Below are 16,031 nucleotides of genomic sequence, written 5' to 3' on the forward strand. Positions count from 1 at the left end.
CAAATATGACACTTCAGTCCCCTCTTACCTTTTCCGATGAACAAATCAATATCGGAGAGCTCAAACAAGAGTTAGAGAAATTTAGCTCCGATCAAAACCAAGAGTTTCTCAATCATCATCCGGTAACAAGCTTGGTTTTAGCCAGGGCAGAATACATGGATCTGCTTCTGAATCGTTTGTGGCAACATTTTGGCTTCAAAGATATTTACAACATTTCCCTAGTTGCCGTGGGTGGCTATGGGCGTGGCGAGCTACATCCGCTCTCCGATATCGATATTTTGATTCTGTCGAACAATAAACTGCCGACCGCGTTAGAAGCAAAAATCAGCGAATTCATTACGCTGTTGTGGGATTTAAAACTCGAGGTCGGACACGCTGTTCGCACCGTTACTGAATGTGCTGAAATTGGTAAAGCCGATCTAACGGTCGCGACAAACCTTCAAGAAGCGCGTCTACTGTGTGGCAGCGAGGATACCTTTCAGGCACTGAAGAAAGTCGTATTATCAGACTCCTTTTGGCCAAGTGAAACGTTTTATCGCGCTAAAATTCAAGAGCAGAGAGAACGCCATGCGCGTTACCATGATACAACCTACAACTTAGAACCAGACATTAAGTCGACCCCTGGCGGGCTGCGCGATATTCATACATTAAGCTGGGTCGCCCGGCGTCACTTTGGTGCCACGTCATTGCTGGAAATGAGCCGATACGGATTTTTAACTGACGCAGAATACCGAGAATTGGTTGAATGTCAGGACTTCCTTTGGCGAGTGCGTTTCGCTCTGCACATGGAGCTTCGCCGCTATGACAACCGCTTGACCTTTGCCCATCAAGCACAAGTTGCGGAAAATCTAGGCTACGTCGGTGAAGGCAACCGAGGCGTAGAAATGATGATGAAAGAGTTCTATCGCACACTTCGTCGTGTGGCAGAGCTTAATAAAATGCTACTCAAACTTTTTGATCAAGCTATTATTAATGGTGGTGCGACAGAAAGTGCCGAGATTCTCGATGCCGACTTCCAACGTCGTGGCTCTTTGATTGAAGCGCGGAAACCCGCATTGTTTCAAGCTCGCCCAGAAACTATTCTGGATATGTTCTTACATATCGCGAACGACTCAACCATTGAAGGGGTGAGCCCACCAACACTACGTCAGCTGCGCACCGCGCGCCGTCGACTCAACAAATTTTTGCACACCATTCCTGCTGCGCGTGAAAAGTTCATGGCGTTATGTCGTCACCCTAATGCTCTGCATAAAGCATTCAGCCTAATGCACCGATTAGGGGTTATGGCGGCCTATTTACCGCAATGGAGCCAAATTGTTGGTCAAATGCAGTTTGACTTATTCCACGCCTACACGGTTGATGAGCACAGTATTCGCTTACTGAAACACATTAATACCTTTAGTGACCCAGACAATCATGCGAAGCACCCTATTTGTTGTGACGTCTACCCACGGATGCAAAAGAAAGAACTGCTGATTATTGCCGCTATTTTCCACGATATCGGTAAAGGACGTGGCGGCGATCACTCTGTTATAGGCGAAGGTGAGGCTTACGACTTCTGTATTGAGCATGGCTTATCAAAGCCCGAGGCCAAACTTGTCGCTTGGTTGGTAAGACATCATCTATTAATGTCCGTCACCGCACAGCGCCGAGACATTTATGATCCCGATGTGATTACCGAATTTGCCAAAAAAGTCAGAGACGAAGAATCTCTCGATTATCTTGTGTGCCTGACAGTTGCAGATATTTGTGCAACCAACCCAGAACTTTGGAATGCTTGGAAACGAACCTTACTCGCAGAGCTGTATTACTCTACACAACGTGCTTTACGTAGAGGGCTAGAGAATCCTGTCGATGTGCGTGAGCGAATTCGCCACAACCAACAAATGGCCTCTGCAATGCTGCGCAAAGAGGGGTTTGCCGCGCGCGAAATTGAAGTATTGTGGCAACGCTTCAAAGCTGACTATTTCCTTCGTCATACCCATACGCAAATCGCGTGGCACTGCGAACACTTACTTCGCATGGAAGATCCAACTAAGCCTTTGGTCTTGATCAGCAAAAAAGCCACTCGCGGCGGCACTGAGGTGTTTGTATATACGAAAGACCAGCCAGCTTTATTTGCGACGGTCGTGGCGGAGTTAGATAGGCGTAATTTTAATGTACACGACGCGCAAATCATGACCAGCAAAGATGGGCATGTGATTGATACCTTTATGGTTCTTGATCAACATGGCGAAGCGATTGATGAGTCCCGTCATGCCGCGGTGATTAAGCACCTCACCCATGTACTGGAGGCGGGCCGACCAACCAAGATTAAAACGCGCCGTACTCCGAACAAACTTCAGCACTTTAATGTGAAAACCAAAGTCGACTTCTTACCAACCAAAGGTAAAAAACACACTTTAATGGAGTTTGTCGCGCTAGACACACCGGGGCTGTTGGCCAAAGTAGGCCGTACGTTTGCTGATTTAAATATCAACCTTCACGGTGCCAAAATCACCACCATTGGTGAGCGAGCAGAAGACTTGTTTATTTTAACCAGTGATGCAGGGGGAAGATTAAGTGAAGAACAGCAAGATGAGCTAAGAGAGAGATTGATCGAAAAGTTATCTGATGAGGTCGCAGCTTAGATCAAACCTGCCAATCTTTTCGGTTCAGGGCGAGAGCGATCTTGCCCACAAGTTAAGCATTTTGGCTAAATATCAGCTATCTAGCTCATACATTGGCTGCTACAGTTATATCAATATCAATTCGATGTAATAGAGGTAGCCTATGTATCCCCACCTCACTGGTTTGGGTATTCACGACCCTAAGCAGATTGAACGTTATTCCCTACGCCAAGAAGCACACAAAGACGTGCTCAAGATCTATTTCCACAAGCAAAAAGGCGAGCTGTTCGCCAAAAGCGTTAAATTCAAATACCCGCGCCAAATCAAAAATGTTCTTGTGGACAGTGGCAGTCACAAATATAAAGAAGTAACGGAAATCAACCGTAACCTCACATTGGTCATTGATGAACTGAATAAGATCACTAAGCCAACGAAACAACCTGAGGTTGATGTCAAAGAGAAAATTCTCTCAGACCTTCGTCATTTAGAAAAAGTTGTTTCGAGCAAGATCGCAGAGATCGAGGCGGATCTCGAAAAACTAAAGTAAAACGTTAAGTCTTAAATATTAAAAAAGGGTTAGCATTGATGCTAACCCTTTTTATTTGTACTCAATCATTATCTAGATCTAACTGCGCCGATTATCGGTTGATCATCGATTCATCCCACTCAAATCGAGTAAACAATTGCTGCCAAGTCTCATCAATATTGGCCGTCATGACAATCTCTTGATCGGTAAATGGGTGGACGAACCGTAACTCTGAAGCATGCAGTAGCAAACGATGAGAATCAAACTCTGTGCGATACAGCTTGTTGTGCTTTCCATCCCCGTGCGTTGTATCACCCACGATCGGATGGCGTAGATGTGCCATATGACGACGAAGTTGGTGCTTACGCCCCGTTTTAGGTTTCATCTCAACTAAGCAATAACGCGTTGTAGGAAATTTACCCGTTGAATAGGGAACTTCCACCTTAGCCAACGGTTTATATTCCGTCACCGCTTCTTGCGCTTCTTTTTCTTGTGAAGCGAACTTATCCGCAATCTTGTCTAACTCGACTTTGAGCGCGTAATCTAAGACGCCCTCTTCCTCAATCCAACCGCGTACTATTGCGTGGTATGTCTTTTCCATTTTATGTTCAGCAAACATCGGCATGACTTGTGACGCGACTTCACTCGACAACGCAAACACGAGCACACCAGATGTTGGACGATCCAGACGATGCAATGGGAACACATGCTGACCAATTTGGTCGCGCAAAGTTTGCATGACAAATTGAGTTTCGTGTTTATCTAACCAACTGCGATGCACTAACATGCCGGCAGGCTTGTTGACCGCTACAAAATATTCATCCTGATAAACGATCTCCAGTTCAACTGGTTCTGAAGATCGCGCTATTTCTTGTTCTAGCATTCGTTTACTTACACAGTTCGTCAATGGTTCGGATTGTAACAAGCAGCTCTGCGAACTGCGGTTCCTGCTTCCACGCTTCTGAAAAATAGGGCTCGAGAGAAAACCCTCTTGGCAATGGTTGGTTGTTTTCCACTAGCACGTGCATTCTGTCTATAAAGATCCACTGCAACCACTCATGAGGATGCAATGTATCAATCGCAAATGGCTCCACGCTTTGTAAGGCTTGCTCTGAAGGCCTAGTGTGTTGCCACAACTTATGTTCTTTAAGCTGCGTTTCAAGTTGGTGAAGTAAGTCGACCAATTGAGTATTTGTTACCATTAATTCTATCTCGAACCTTGAATTAGCCGAGAATGATACCATTTCTTGTGAAAAGAACGTTAGGACGTCGTATTTAATGGAAAACATTCAAACCCTCACTCAACTGTTGAACAACAGCCGCTGTGATTATCAAATCTTCGATCTTGGTCGTCGTATCAAAACCATCGCTAAGAAAGAGTTTGCCGATGTAGAAAAAGGTCAAGCACCGTACCCATTCCCAATGCAGCGTAAAGCACACCTTGCCATCGCTTATTGGAATGAACAAAAGCAACCTTGGATTTGGTTTCTAAAGTTTGAATTGGACGAGCGCGGTTTGTTAAAGCAAGCGGATATCGGCAATTTCATTAAATACGTAGTGGAAGCCATGGGAACACGCCTCAATGCTGATATCACTGAAGAGCAACAGCAAAAGCTGTCTAATAACCCATATACGTTCAAACCTTCCGAAGACAAAATGGCCGTGTTTCATAGCCAGGTCCGCGCGAACCTCGATCTTCCTACCAGCCAATATTATGAGCACACTCAGCATTACTTTTCAGGTGGTTTAGGCTGGGACAATTGGCAAACCGTAGGTCTGCAAGGGATCACCGACATGGCCGCTCGTTTGGACAAAGAGCAAAACGGGGTAATGATACGCAAAGCGTTGAACCACTTACCGAATGAACCACTTTATGCTCTATTGGGTGCGCTTGAGCATGTAGAGTTACAAGAGCGTTTAGCTGAGCGTATCGCCGAAAAAGCACAACAAGAAATCGCAAGTAGCGAACCGGATCTCTTCCTACTTTCAGCGCTTATCCGAGCTTTGGCTGGCGCACCAACAGCCATTGCCTCTCCAGTTTTAGAAGCGATTTTACAAAGCCCTCGTTTAAGCCATCAGGAAGTACTGATTGGCGTGGCTGGCCGAGCTTGGCACTTACTAGCCAATGAAAAGGTAGCAGAACAGTTTTTGCTGCGTTTAGCTCAAACCGGTAATCAAGCTCTATTTAATCAGTTATTTGCCGATTTAGTGATGCTACCTGAGTTAAGAATGGTGCTATTGCCCCTGTTACATTCAAATCCATCTGAAGAACTAGCAAAGGCGCTAGTAAGCTTACAACAAGCAACAAAGGGATAATAAAGGTTCAGGGATGATTGGTGATCTTTTAGCAATTTTAGGGCTATGCTTTTTCTGTTATCTGTTTTGGCAACAACGTCGTCAAGCCGAACTCGCAAAAGTGGCAATCACGCGTAAATGTGAGCAATTGGATCTCCAATTAATCAGCATCGCCTTTGGTGCCCATAAACTAAAAACGCCAGACGGAGTCTGGCGTTGGCATACGGTGTATCAATTTGAGTTTTCATCGCTTGGTGACGATTGCTACCAAGGGAGTTAACCATGGTCGGTTTCAGGCCGCAGAACTTTCACCTACCACCGCATCGCTTGTAAATTCCATTTCAAAGTAAGGACCATATAGATCCTTACTTTCTTTTGTTTCAACAAATCCCAGTTTTTTCAGCACCGCCATAGAAGCTTGATGGTTGCTATTCACATTAGCTTTCACCTTGTGTAGCCCCAGCTCACGGCACGCCTTGGGGAAAAACGCTTTTAGAGCTTCTGTCGCTAACCCTTTACCCCAATAAGATTTATCAAAAATAAACCCTAACTCAGGCTCGGAATCGAGATGGGAAATGAACACGTGCCCCATATAGTCACGACTGGTGCTTTCTAGCACCGCCATACTATAAATATTTTCATCATCCAGTATTTTCTCAAACATCTGTTTGGCAGACGCGACAGTATACGGACCGTTCATTTCAGCACGGTTTTTCGCACAGCAATTCAGCATGACGAACTCTAGTTGCAACGACTCATTGTAGGGTAGAAGAAGCATTCTTCTGGTTACTATGGCCACATCTGTTCCTTGATTACAACAAACTTTATTTATCCGCAGATCACAAACTCGATGAGCTTGAATATGCTCAATAACTGCGGGGCATAACACCTCGTAGAGAAGCCGAAAGTTAAACCAACTGATTGGAAAGGATATTGATCTGGATTGTTTTTTATTAAGTGTTATTAGGAATTTATAAATTTTGTGATATTGATATACCCAAGTCACCTCGAGGTGCTTAATTCAACGAGAACGACTAGGTATCTTTTTTATATAAGAAAGACCCCGACACATAAGTATCGGGGTCATGGTCTTACTCGCAGCAGTCCGGCTACTAAAAGTGCTCCATGCATCATCCATAATAGTGGCTGATTCCGTCAGCTTATTCCTTACGTCGCCGTCCTAGCGGTGTCCTTATCATCCTGATAGCTAACATTCCCCGTTAGCACACATCACTTGTTCCTTGAGCGGTGTCCCTTGCATCTTCCTGACGCTGTCCATGACCTCTATCCTAGAGGGGTCCATTGTCTATCCTTAGTCATCAACATCCTATTGATGATAGTGTCCTTACAATGTCCTACGCTCCATGCTTGATTAATCATCCTGACCAACCAAATCGTCTTCCTGACGATAACCAAATCCTTGGTGCTTTCCTGTTCCATGTCTGCTTCCTGCTGACAACTCTCAATTTACGCCTTTCCTAAAAATTGACAATCTATCCTAGATAAATATTTATACGCCACATTGGTTAAATAGTTGTTAAATCATTATTTATCAATAACTTGATGATTGTAACTTCTATTTTTCCGCTCACGAAATCGTTTTCTCTCACAACCCATGTAAGAGATCTCTACACCACACATTCCAAATTGCTATTCGCCAAATTAGGGGACTCAACGTATGATGATAGATATATCGTTGTTAAGGATTAAAAATGTTAACTCAAGACGTTACTAAAGAATTAGAAGCGGTAATGGAACAACTGCAACAACAAGGAAAAGAACCAACCGTAGCGTTAGTGAAAGCACGCTTGAAAACGCCCGTCCCAATGCCTGCATTAATCACCGCAATAAAAAGTTGGAAAAGTGCTCAGCGTGTTCCCAAGGTTGAAGTCGCGGCGCAAGCGCACACCGATAATGATCGTCTTGCAACGCTAGAAAGCACGGTGAAAAAATTAGTGGCTCGTATTGAAGAGCTAGAAGCCAAGCTAAGTGAGAAGTCATCATGAAGTTATGGGTAGATGCAGACGCATGTCCGAAAGTCATCCGCGAAACCATTGTGCGTGCCGCCGAACGCACGGGGATTGAATGTACGTTTGTCGCCAACCACGTTGTCCCGGTGCCCAAAAGAGACAACATCCACTCGCTGCAAGTTCCAGCTGGATTTGACATCGCTGACAACGAAATCGTTAAGCGTGTGGAGGCCAACGATTTGGTGATCACATCAGATATTCCGCTTGCAGATGAGGTCATCTCTAAAGGCGCTCAAGCCCTCAGTTCACGTGGCGAGCTTTATACGAAAGACACCATCAAAGCACGTCTAAATATCCGCGACTTCATGGAAACCATGCGTTCAAGCGGAATTCAGACTGGTGGTCCCGCTGCGCTTTCTCAAACCGATCGCCGCGAATTTGCGAACCATTTAGATCGTATTTTGGCTAAATTTAGGAAGTAATCCTCACTCTATTCATATTGAGCCAGCAAATCAAAGCCTGGCTCATTCCTGAAAATTCATTTTCAGCATTGCACCCAAAGCGTGCTCTTACTCCCATTTGTTTTGTTCTGTTTATTTTTCATCTCGCTCGCCATAGCTTCAATATGCAACGTGGTTTATTTTGAACGACGTTTTTAATAAATGTATAGAGAATAATGGGCTTTAACATCGTTTCTAGTGGAAGCTACCTGCCAACGAATCAATGGTCAGATCGAGAGATGGATCGCTTCCTAAAATTGGCGCCAGGGACCTGCCGAAATAAATTCGACGTTGAATATCGTCATGTAGCCAATACAAAAGAGACCGCTATTTACATGGCGGTGCAGGCGATAGAGCAGTGTTTAGGAAACATACATACCCTGAGCTCCGTTGATCTCCTTATCTACGCCAGCGGCACTCACCACCAGTCTCTGCCCTACGACGCCTCAGCGGTTCTCGCCGCGTTAGACGCTCCAACATGGCTAGAAAGTTTTGATTTGAACAGCACCTGTTTATCATTTCTTTCTGCGCTTGATCTTGCTCAGAGTCTATTCTTCGCAAAACGATACCGTCGGATTCTCATTGTAACCAGTGAGCTCGCCACTGGCATCACACTGAATCGAAATTTTACGCTCAAACCAGAAGTTGCAACCCTATTCGCAGACGGTGCCGCCGCATTTTTGCTCGAAGAACAAAACGGTGATGGATTGCTCACCAGTCACTTTGAAACGCATCATACCGGGTATTCATTTTGTCAAATTAAGGGCGGAGGTAGTCATGTCAACCCTCACACCTCAGAGCATCAAGCCTATTTAAAAAGCTGCCAGTTTGAGATAGAGGGCAAAGCACTGTTTAAACATGTGCGTAAAACCTTACCGGCGTTTCTAAAAAAGGCTTTGACGCCTCTCCGGTAACACTCAGCGATATTGATTATTTTCTTCCGCATCAAGCCAGTGCGCACGGGTTAAAAAAACTTCCATCACTCACCGGGTTACCAACCGAGAAAACCGTTAATCACTTTTCGACTTTGGGAAACCAAGTCGCAGCCTCACTCCCAATTAACTTACACTGGCTGCGTAATCAGCCAGAAACAGCAGGAAAACATGTGTTATTAGCTGGCACCGCCGCAGGGTTGTCACTAGGGATGGGAGTGCTAAAACTATGAAAATATTAGTCACTGGTGGCAGTGGGATGTTAGGTAGCGCAATTCTAAGAATGTTTCACCAGCAACATGAACTGCATTTTACAGCACGAAATACAGTCATCGCTAAACAACTCGCCGAGCAATTCGATGTTATCCCACATATAGTCGATTTAAGAGACCACTCAGCAGTTCATGCGGTATGCCAAGGTATGGATGCAATCATCCATTGTGCCGCTCTCTCAAGCCCATGGGGAAAGTGGCAGGCGTTTTATCAAGCCAATGTAGATGCCACCAAAAACCTCGTCAATGCGGCTAATACGCATCAAATCTCGCGTTTTATCCATATTTCCTCCACCAGCGTCTACTTTGACCATCAAGACCGTTGGAATATTCGAGAAACCGACGCCATTGCTTCACACTGGTGTAATGATTACGCACACACCAAATACCTATCTGAACTTGAAGCCATAAAAGGCCAAAGCAAAGCGATCATTTTAAGACCGCGTGGCATTTTTGGTCCCAACGATCGCGCGATTATCCCAAGAGTGCTTAAGGCGATAAAAAACAACACTCTGCTTCTGCCATCGGGTAGAAACCCAGTGGTTGATCTAACTTATGTCGACAACGTTGCCCATGCGGCGATGCTCGCTTGCACTCAGGCAGACCGGCTTCAGCATGGTGATGTCTTCAATATTTCCAACAACGAACCAATGCCAATTGAGACTGTTCTACAAGCTTTATGTGTGGGGTTGAACCTAAAAGTAACGTTACAATCATTACCATACGGTGTGGTATCACCATTATTAAAGCTCAGTGAGCAAATACGAAGGCGCTTACCACATCAGCCAGAGCCAAGGCTCACTTCATACAGCGCAGGATTGTTTAACTATCATCAAACTCTGGATATCAGCAAGGCGATAAAAAACCTGAATTACCAACCGCTTTTTTCAATTCAAGAAGGAATACAGCAGTATGCAAACTGGTCTAAAAATAAAAATCTTTGAGGCTGGACACTGCGTACACCCAGGCTTTGTTGTCAAACCAGGCTCTGGTATAAAGCCTAGAGCATTTCCTGCAGCCGTTGCGTTAATTCAGCACCCGACACAAGGCAACATCCTGTTTGATACGGGATATCACGAGCACTTTTTTAGCGCGACTCGTCCCTTCCCTGAACGTTTTTATGCTTGGACAACACCTTGCCGCTATCAACAAGAACATGGGATTGTTGCGCAGTTAGCAAAAGAAAATCTCAAACCTCATGATATTGAGCATTTAGTGCTCTCCCATTTTCACGCTGATCACATTGCCGCCGTGTCTGAGTTTTCTCACTCTCAATTGCATTGCCAACAAAAAGGGGTAAATGCGATTACTAAAAGTGGTCGAATTAGAGGCGTAAGAAAAGGCTACCTAAAAGCTCTGCTTCCTCCACAACTAGAATCTAACTTCATCATTCATAGTGATTTTTCTGTGCCAATCAGCCAAATTCTTCCTCAGTGCCAAGGGGTTAGCTTGCTCTGTAAAGACATGTTCGACGATGGACTTATTTATATGGTTAGCTTGCCAGGCCATGCTGCGGGTCAAGTGGGCCTATTAGTTAAAAGAGAACGAGGTTGGATGTTCTTACTCGCCGATGCGTGTTGGTTAATTGAGAGCTTGAGTGAAAATATCGATCAGCATTGGCTGGCGAACATGCTTTGCGATGACACAAAGGCCTATAAAAACACCCTCTCCGAATTGAGAAGTTGCTACCAACAAACCCACCACTTTGTTCGCTTCGTGCCTTCACATTGTCAGGAAACTATCCAGCAGCTAATCAAAGAAGGATGGATGAAGTGAGAACGCTTATCTCAGAATTCTGGCGAACCCGCTACCGCCCTTTCGGTTCAAGGGAACAAGTCGAAGCGTGGCAGCAACAACATTTAACGCAACACCTGGATTGGGTATGCTGTCATTCACCGTATTACCGCTCTTTTCAAGGTGCACCACTCAGTGATTTCCCTATCATGAATAAGCAAACCATGATGGAGAACCTTTCAGAGTTAAATACGAAGGGCTTAGATGCTGAACAGTTAATGCAGCAGGCACTCAAAGCAGAGCAGTCACGCAACTTTGCCGCTTCGAAAGTTGGCGATGTTACGGTTGGGCTTTCTTCGGGCACATCAGGCATGCGCGGGTTGTTTCTTGCTGACAAGCAGGAAACACAACTGTGGGCCGGCAATATATTGGCTCGCCTTTTGCCCAACCTATGGCAAAAGCACCGAATTGCACTAGCCTTGCGAGCCAACAGCCCACTGTATAAATCCATCGCGAAAGGGCCTGTCACATTCTTTTATGCCGATTTAACCAAACCTTACCAAGAATGGATAAAAGAGTTGGATGAGTTCCAACCCACGCTTTTGGTTGGTAGTGCGCAAGCTCTTCAGCTCTGCGCCCATTTCAGCGGTCAATTTGGTCAACCCGCAATTCAACCACAACGGATCATTTCTGGGGCAGAGGTTCTAACCGAGAGTGACCGTCACTATATTTCTCAACGGTTCGACAGCGAACTCCATGAAGTCTATCAATGTACTGAAGGTTTTCTTGCATGTACTGATCAGCATGGACAAATGCGCTGGAATCAAGATGTTGTTTACATCCAAAAACATTGGCTGAATACCGAACGTACTCATTACAGCCCAATCATTACCGATTTTCGTCGTAAAACTCAGCCAATTATTCGTTATCAGCTCGACGATATTATTGAGAATAAACAGGATAATGGCGTATTTGAACCTCTTGGCGCAATTGCCGGACGATGTGGTGATCGCCTCACACTAAACGCAAACCACGTCCCAGTGACGGTGTTACCAGATCTCATCTACCGCGCTATAACACTATCAGCCCAAGGTCGCGTGGATTACCGAATCACCCAAACAGGGTCACAAACCATTCAAATTGAAGCGGATGTTCACCACCATAGGGTTATACATCAAGCCTTGATAAAGTTGTTTGACCAATTACGGCTTGATCCTGTCAGATTTAGTTACCGCCCTGCGCCTATTTGGACGCCAATGAATAAACAACGACGTGTGGTGAACATATGCGGGTCTTAATCACCGGAGCCCGAGCACCAGTTGCACTAGAGTGGGCAACCATGTGTATGCATCATGGCCATGAAGTCATTCTCACCGATTCGCTAAAAAAGCCTCTGGGATCATTTTTTGCGAGGCATCGAGTCTTATATACCCACCGCTTCACCTCGATTTACGTTTCCCACCTATCAACAGCAGATCCTAAAAATCATTACTCAGATGCGTATTGATATGGTGATACCCACTTGTGAAGAAGTGTATTACTTGGCTCATGTTGCCAAACAATGTCCAGAAGTAGATTTTTTCTTCCCGATGTGGCGCTGCTCAATGCCCTACACAACAAGTTGACCGTCTTTGAACAACTTAAAGGCTTGCCAGAAATTACACTTCCAAAAACTCGTTTGGTCGCTGATAAAAGTGAGATTGAAATTAATAAGAGAACCGTTCTAAAGCCAGTTTACTCTCGGTTTGGCGGGCAAGTAATAAGAGATGTGACAACTCAGTCTATTTCTGCCGCCACGATATCACCCCTTTTCCCTTGGGTTCAGCAACAAAAAATCCATGGGACTCCGGTGTGTAACTATGCGATTTTTGAACATGGTGACCTTAAAGCACACCAAGCTTATGTGCCGAAATACTGTGTAAACGGCTCGGCCGCCAGTGCTTTTCAGCCGCTCTCATGCGAACGACTAGATACATTTATCGCCGCTTTTGGTAAACGTCATACTTATCATGGGCAAGTGTCGTTTGACTTCATCAAATCACAAAATGAACTCTACGTGATTGAATGTAACCCAAGAGCCACCAGTGGTTTGCACCTACTCTCGTCTCGATGCAATCAACTGCTTCCTAATATGGAGTTTACCAGTCCTTCCAAGCAGCGATTGCATCATTTAGGTCCAATAACACTCATCGCTGAAGGTGGGTTATCCCTGTTCAAGGCTCGAACTTGGCAAGATTGGTGGTCTGGAGTGAATGTGATGCAACAGCATAACTTACCGGTCGGGAGCCAAATCCGGAGTGTGTTTGAATTACTCCGGTTAGCTAGGCAGAACAAGGCGAAATGGAGCGCCGCTTCTACCGTTGATATTGAGTGGAATGGAGAGACGTTGCCATCATGACACTTTCCTCTCAAGAATGGCATCAAACCTTTATCACTCTTATGCAATCGAATCCTATTAATGAATGCACAGCAAGCTTTGGTTGCTACTATGTCGATGATGTTGCCATTCCCTACTCCGTAACACCAAAAATACCAAACAACTGTTATGCCGTGTCCCCTATGACACTGCTTAGTGGCTACGCCGAAGAAGAGCTTCACAAAGTCAAAAATGTGGCTGTTCGATGGGTATGTAAGCTACTTATTAATATGACTAAACCAATCTTATCATTGGCTGGATTGGATCAAGTCCAAACGCTCAACAATCAGTGCTTGTCCACCAATATGTATAGCGGACAATGGGAATCCTTAAACCTTGATGAACTGCGCCGCGTGGCACTCGATCAATACCCCACCTTTCCCTTGGTGCTTCGCTCCCTCAACCAACTTCAGCACTCACACTTAATTCAGCGATTAGAACAGCAACAATGGCAAAGCTTGGTAACACGACAAGTGTATTTACTTGAGGATTGGCAAGCATTCAGCTTCAACCGAGATTTAACGAAAGACTTCAAGCTGTTTAATGATAAAGATTGGCAGTTTAAGCCACTGGCTACTGATGAAGAGTTTCAGCGCGCCAAAGTGTTATATGACATGCTTTACCTTGATAAATACAGCCGGAATAACATCCAGTTTTCAACCCAATATTTAAAGCAGGCTAGCCAGAATAACTTAGTGCATTTAGTGGGACTATTTTATCAAGGAGAGATGCTGGCTACGTTAGGCATAGTAGAAATTGATAACGACATGACTTGCCCAATTTTTGGCTACGATACCAATAAGCCGCAGAGTTTTGCGCTGTATAGAAGAATATCTGCTTATACCATCCGCCACGCAATGATATGCCAGCGTCGCTTTAATATGAGCTCAGGGGCTCCAGCTTTTAAACGCAACCGAAAAGCCCTGCCAGAAATTGAATTTAGCTATGTTTATATTGCGCACTTACCTTGGTACAAACGCGTAATTTGGCAAAGCTTGTGCTGGCTCACTCAGCACTTTTATCGCCCTTTGTTGATGCGTTTTCAGCTATAAAACGACATCGATAGCCAAGCAAGCCTGCGTGCACACAATCTGGATCGATAAAAAAAGCCTGCGACGTTCGCAGGCTTTTGTAATGGAGCTGTGTGAGGTAACCGTTTTTTACGGTGTGTAGTATGTTGCTGCGCCAGGGCCTACTGGTAAACCAAATACGAATACCCATAGATAGAACAACACACTCCAACCGACAATGAAGCAGATTGAGTAAGGTAGCATGGTCGCGATCAGCGTACCGATACCTAAGTTCTTCATGTAACGAGTTGCTACGGCAAGAATCAAACCAAAGTAGCTCATCATTGGAGTAATAATGTTTGTCGTCGAGTCACCAATTCGGTAAGCAGCCTGAATCGTTTCCGGTGCATAACCAACAAGCATCAACATAGGAACAAAAATCGGTGCCGTCACTGCCCACTGTGCCGATGCCGAACCAATCATTAGGTTGATAAAGCCACACATGAGGATGAAGGCAAAGAACAACATTGGGCCAGTTAAGCCAATTTCTTGCAAGAAGCTAGCGCCAGCAACTGCGAATACCTGACCGAAGTTAGTCCATTTAAAGAAAGCAACGAACTGAGCAGCAAAGAAAACTAATACAATGTACATGCCCATAGAAGACATAGATTTCGCCATTGCATCAATTACATCGCGATCCGTCTTCATCGTGCCAACAACTTTACCAAACACAAAGCCTGGGATAGCAAAGAACACAAAGATGAATGCCACGATACTTTTCAGGAATGGAGAACCTGCAATTGTACCTGCATCAGAACGTAAGATGCCGTCAGCTGGAACAACCGTCCAAGCAAGCAACGCGGAAACAACCAGTATAGCAACACCTGCTAGTTTTAGACCTTTCTTCTCAATGTCTGTTAAGCCGCCCATTTTGTCGTTCGACAAATCTTCTGAGGCTTCTTCTTCACTGTATTTGCCAAGCTTTGGCTCAACAATTTTTTCAGTAACAAACGCACCAGTGATTGCAATGAAGAACGTCGAAACAAACATGAAGTACCAGTTAACTTCTGGACCAACAGTGTAAGTTGGGTCAATCATTTGCGCTGCAGTTTCAGTAATACCTGACAGTAGCGGGTCAACCGTACCGATAAGTAGGTTTGCTGAATAACCACCAGATACACCAGCGAATGCCGCAGCAAGGCCTGCAAGTGGGTGACGACCTAGAGAATGGAACAGCATTGCTGCCAGTGGAATAAGTACCACATACCCCAGCTCTGATGCCGTATTTGAAATGATACCAGCGAAAACAACAGTCACTGTTACCATGCGTTGAGATGCGCCCATGACCAAGCCACGCATAGCTGCAGATAGCAAACCAGAGTACTCAGCAATAGCAACACCCAACATCGCAACCAAAACCGTGCCTAAAGGCGCAAAGCCAACAAAGTTTTTCACTAAATTGGTAACGATAAGTTCGAGTCCATCAGCGTTAAGTAAGCTGACGACATGAATCATGCCATCTGCGGCACGACCTTTTGCGCCCTCAGGACGAGGGTCTACAACGGAAACTTCGAAGTATCCTGCAATGCCCGACATCACCAGAATGGCTAAACAGAAAATGGCAAATAGTGTGATCGGGTGAGGTAATAAGTTCCCAAATATTCGACAGTATCCAAAAAGCGCGTAAACAGCGGCTTCTTAGGCGAGTTTTGTTTAATTGAATCAGATGAACTCATCTGTTCCCTCCTTGTTTTTATTCCTGTGCAA

Annotated in this window: 12 protein-coding genes and 4 pseudogenes; 12 read left to right on the forward strand and 4 right to left on the reverse strand. The window is 45.0% G+C overall.

Annotation, left to right across the window (positions count from 1 at the left end; genetic code table 11):
• Positions 1 to 5: 5 nt before the first annotated feature.
• Both glnD and P4S59_RS11410 read left to right on the forward strand, forming a co-directional pair.
• Positions 6 to 2,630 (forward strand): bifunctional uridylyltransferase/uridylyl-removing protein GlnD, encoded by a 2,625-nt coding sequence (glnD, locus tag P4S59_RS11405; RefSeq protein WP_104974891.1) that lies wholly within the window; start codon positions 6 to 8, stop codon positions 2,628 to 2,630.
• Between the two features lie 142 nt (positions 2,631 to 2,772).
• On the forward strand, positions 2,773 to 3,156 hold the full coding sequence (locus P4S59_RS11410; protein WP_005380322.1) for a DUF3461 family protein: 384 nt from the start codon (positions 2,773 to 2,775) through the stop codon (positions 3,154 to 3,156).
• A 91-nt stretch (positions 3,157 to 3,247) separates the two neighbouring features.
• Here P4S59_RS11410 and truC read toward each other — a convergent pair whose 3' ends face one another.
• Positions 3,248 to 4,018: a tRNA pseudouridine(65) synthase TruC gene (gene truC / locus P4S59_RS11415; RefSeq protein WP_046874970.1), complete on the reverse strand. Its 771-nt coding sequence runs from the start codon at positions 4,016 to 4,018 to the stop codon at positions 3,248 to 3,250.
• A gap of 4 nt (positions 4,019 to 4,022) precedes the next feature.
• Complete coding sequence (locus tag P4S59_RS11420; RefSeq protein WP_005391784.1) at positions 4,023 to 4,337, reverse strand: YqcC family protein; 315 nt, start codon at positions 4,335 to 4,337, stop codon at positions 4,023 to 4,025.
• 76 nt (positions 4,338 to 4,413) lie between these two features.
• On the opposite strand from P4S59_RS11420, the gene P4S59_RS11425 reads away from it, so the two are divergent.
• Together P4S59_RS11425 and P4S59_RS11430 are read left to right on the forward strand one after the other, a co-directional pair.
• A complete protein-coding gene (locus P4S59_RS11425) occupies positions 4,414 to 5,451 on the forward strand; it encodes a DUF3549 family protein (protein WP_337168415.1) in 1,038 nt (345 codons plus the stop codon).
• 13 nt (positions 5,452 to 5,464) lie between these two features.
• Positions 5,465 to 5,763, forward strand: a pseudogene (locus tag P4S59_RS11430) (DUF3301 domain-containing protein).
• Here P4S59_RS11430 and P4S59_RS11435 read toward each other — a convergent pair.
• A complete protein-coding gene (locus P4S59_RS11435; protein WP_080936742.1) occupies positions 5,723 to 6,208 on the reverse strand; it encodes a GNAT family N-acetyltransferase in 486 nt (161 codons plus the stop codon). The pseudogene P4S59_RS11430 and the gene P4S59_RS11435 sit on opposite strands and share 41 nt — an antisense overlap.
• A gap of 934 nt (positions 6,209 to 7,142) precedes the next feature.
• Between P4S59_RS11435 and P4S59_RS11440 the strand changes: the two genes are divergently transcribed.
• From P4S59_RS11440 to P4S59_RS11475, 8 genes and pseudogenes are all read left to right on the forward strand, one after another.
• A complete protein-coding gene (locus P4S59_RS11440; RefSeq protein ID WP_337168416.1) occupies positions 7,143 to 7,436 on the forward strand; it encodes a hypothetical protein in 294 nt (97 codons plus the stop codon).
• On the forward strand, positions 7,433 to 7,882 hold the full coding sequence (locus tag P4S59_RS11445; protein WP_012841495.1) for a YaiI/YqxD family protein: 450 nt from the start codon (positions 7,433 to 7,435) through the stop codon (positions 7,880 to 7,882). The genes P4S59_RS11440 and P4S59_RS11445 overlap by 4 nt, the downstream gene beginning before the upstream one ends.
• Positions 7,883 to 8,076: 194 nt before the next feature.
• Positions 8,077 to 9,065 (forward strand): annotated as a pseudogene (locus P4S59_RS11450) (ketoacyl-ACP synthase III).
• Complete coding sequence (locus tag P4S59_RS11455; RefSeq protein ID WP_109169605.1) at positions 9,062 to 10,048, forward strand: NAD-dependent epimerase/dehydratase family protein; 987 nt, start codon at positions 9,062 to 9,064, stop codon at positions 10,046 to 10,048. The pseudogene P4S59_RS11450 and the gene P4S59_RS11455 overlap by 4 nt, the downstream one beginning before the upstream one ends.
• Positions 10,017 to 10,880 carry an MBL fold metallo-hydrolase gene (locus P4S59_RS11460; protein ID WP_337168417.1) on the forward strand — a complete coding sequence of 288 codons (864 nt, stop codon included), beginning with the start codon at positions 10,017 to 10,019 and terminating at the stop codon, positions 10,878 to 10,880. Before P4S59_RS11455 ends, P4S59_RS11460 begins: the two co-directional genes overlap by 32 nt.
• Positions 10,868 to 12,136 (forward strand): F390 synthetase-related protein, encoded by a 1,269-nt coding sequence (locus P4S59_RS11465; RefSeq protein ID WP_337168418.1) that lies wholly within the window; start codon positions 10,868 to 10,870, stop codon positions 12,134 to 12,136. The genes P4S59_RS11460 and P4S59_RS11465 overlap by 13 nt, the downstream gene beginning before the upstream one ends.
• Positions 12,124 to 13,236, forward strand: a pseudogene (locus tag P4S59_RS11470) (ATP-grasp domain-containing protein). The gene P4S59_RS11465 and the pseudogene P4S59_RS11470 overlap by 13 nt, the downstream one beginning before the upstream one ends.
• Positions 13,233 to 14,306, forward strand: a complete 1,074-nt coding sequence (locus P4S59_RS11475) for a hypothetical protein (protein ID WP_337168419.1) — start codon at positions 13,233 to 13,235, stop codon at positions 14,304 to 14,306. The pseudogene P4S59_RS11470 and the gene P4S59_RS11475 overlap by 4 nt, the downstream one beginning before the upstream one ends.
• 108 nt (positions 14,307 to 14,414) lie before the next feature.
• Here the strand turns inward: P4S59_RS11475 and P4S59_RS11480 are convergent.
• A pseudogene (locus tag P4S59_RS11480) lies at positions 14,415 to 16,000 on the reverse strand (AbgT family transporter).
• Positions 16,001 to 16,031 lie beyond the last annotated feature (31 nt).

This window comes from Vibrio sp. M60_M70 (genome assembly GCF_037162085.1).
In the GTDB taxonomy this organism is placed as follows: domain Bacteria; phylum Pseudomonadota; class Gammaproteobacteria; order Enterobacterales; family Vibrionaceae; genus Vibrio; species Vibrio diabolicus.

Coding starts and splice junctions, on each gene's coding strand:
- P4S59_RS11465 (WP_337168418.1), top strand. CDS start 10,868: ATGGATGAAGTGAGAACGCTTATCTCAGAATTCTGGCGAACCCGCTAC.
- P4S59_RS11425 (WP_337168415.1), top strand. CDS start 4,414: ATGGAAAACATTCAAACCCTCACTCAACTGTTGAACAACAGCCGCTGT.
- glnD (WP_104974891.1), top strand. CDS start 6: ATGACACTTCAGTCCCCTCTTACCTTTTCCGATGAACAAATCAATATC.
- P4S59_RS11445 (WP_012841495.1), top strand. CDS start 7,433: ATGAAGTTATGGGTAGATGCAGACGCATGTCCGAAAGTCATCCGCGAA.
- P4S59_RS11440 (WP_337168416.1), top strand. CDS start 7,143: ATGTTAACTCAAGACGTTACTAAAGAATTAGAAGCGGTAATGGAACAA.
- P4S59_RS11410 (WP_005380322.1), top strand. CDS start 2,773: ATGTATCCCCACCTCACTGGTTTGGGTATTCACGACCCTAAGCAGATT.
- P4S59_RS11475 (WP_337168419.1), top strand. CDS start 13,233: ATGACACTTTCCTCTCAAGAATGGCATCAAACCTTTATCACTCTTATG.
- P4S59_RS11455 (WP_109169605.1), top strand. CDS start 9,062: ATGAAAATATTAGTCACTGGTGGCAGTGGGATGTTAGGTAGCGCAATT.
- P4S59_RS11435 (WP_080936742.1), bottom strand. CDS start 6,208: ATGCTTCTTCTACCCTACAATGAGTCGTTGCAACTAGAGTTCGTCATG.
- P4S59_RS11420 (WP_005391784.1), bottom strand. CDS start 4,337: ATGGTAACAAATACTCAATTGGTCGACTTACTTCACCAACTTGAAACG.
- truC (WP_046874970.1), bottom strand. CDS start 4,018: ATGCTAGAACAAGAAATAGCGCGATCTTCAGAACCAGTTGAACTGGAG.
- P4S59_RS11460 (WP_337168417.1), top strand. CDS start 10,017: ATGCAAACTGGTCTAAAAATAAAAATCTTTGAGGCTGGACACTGCGTA.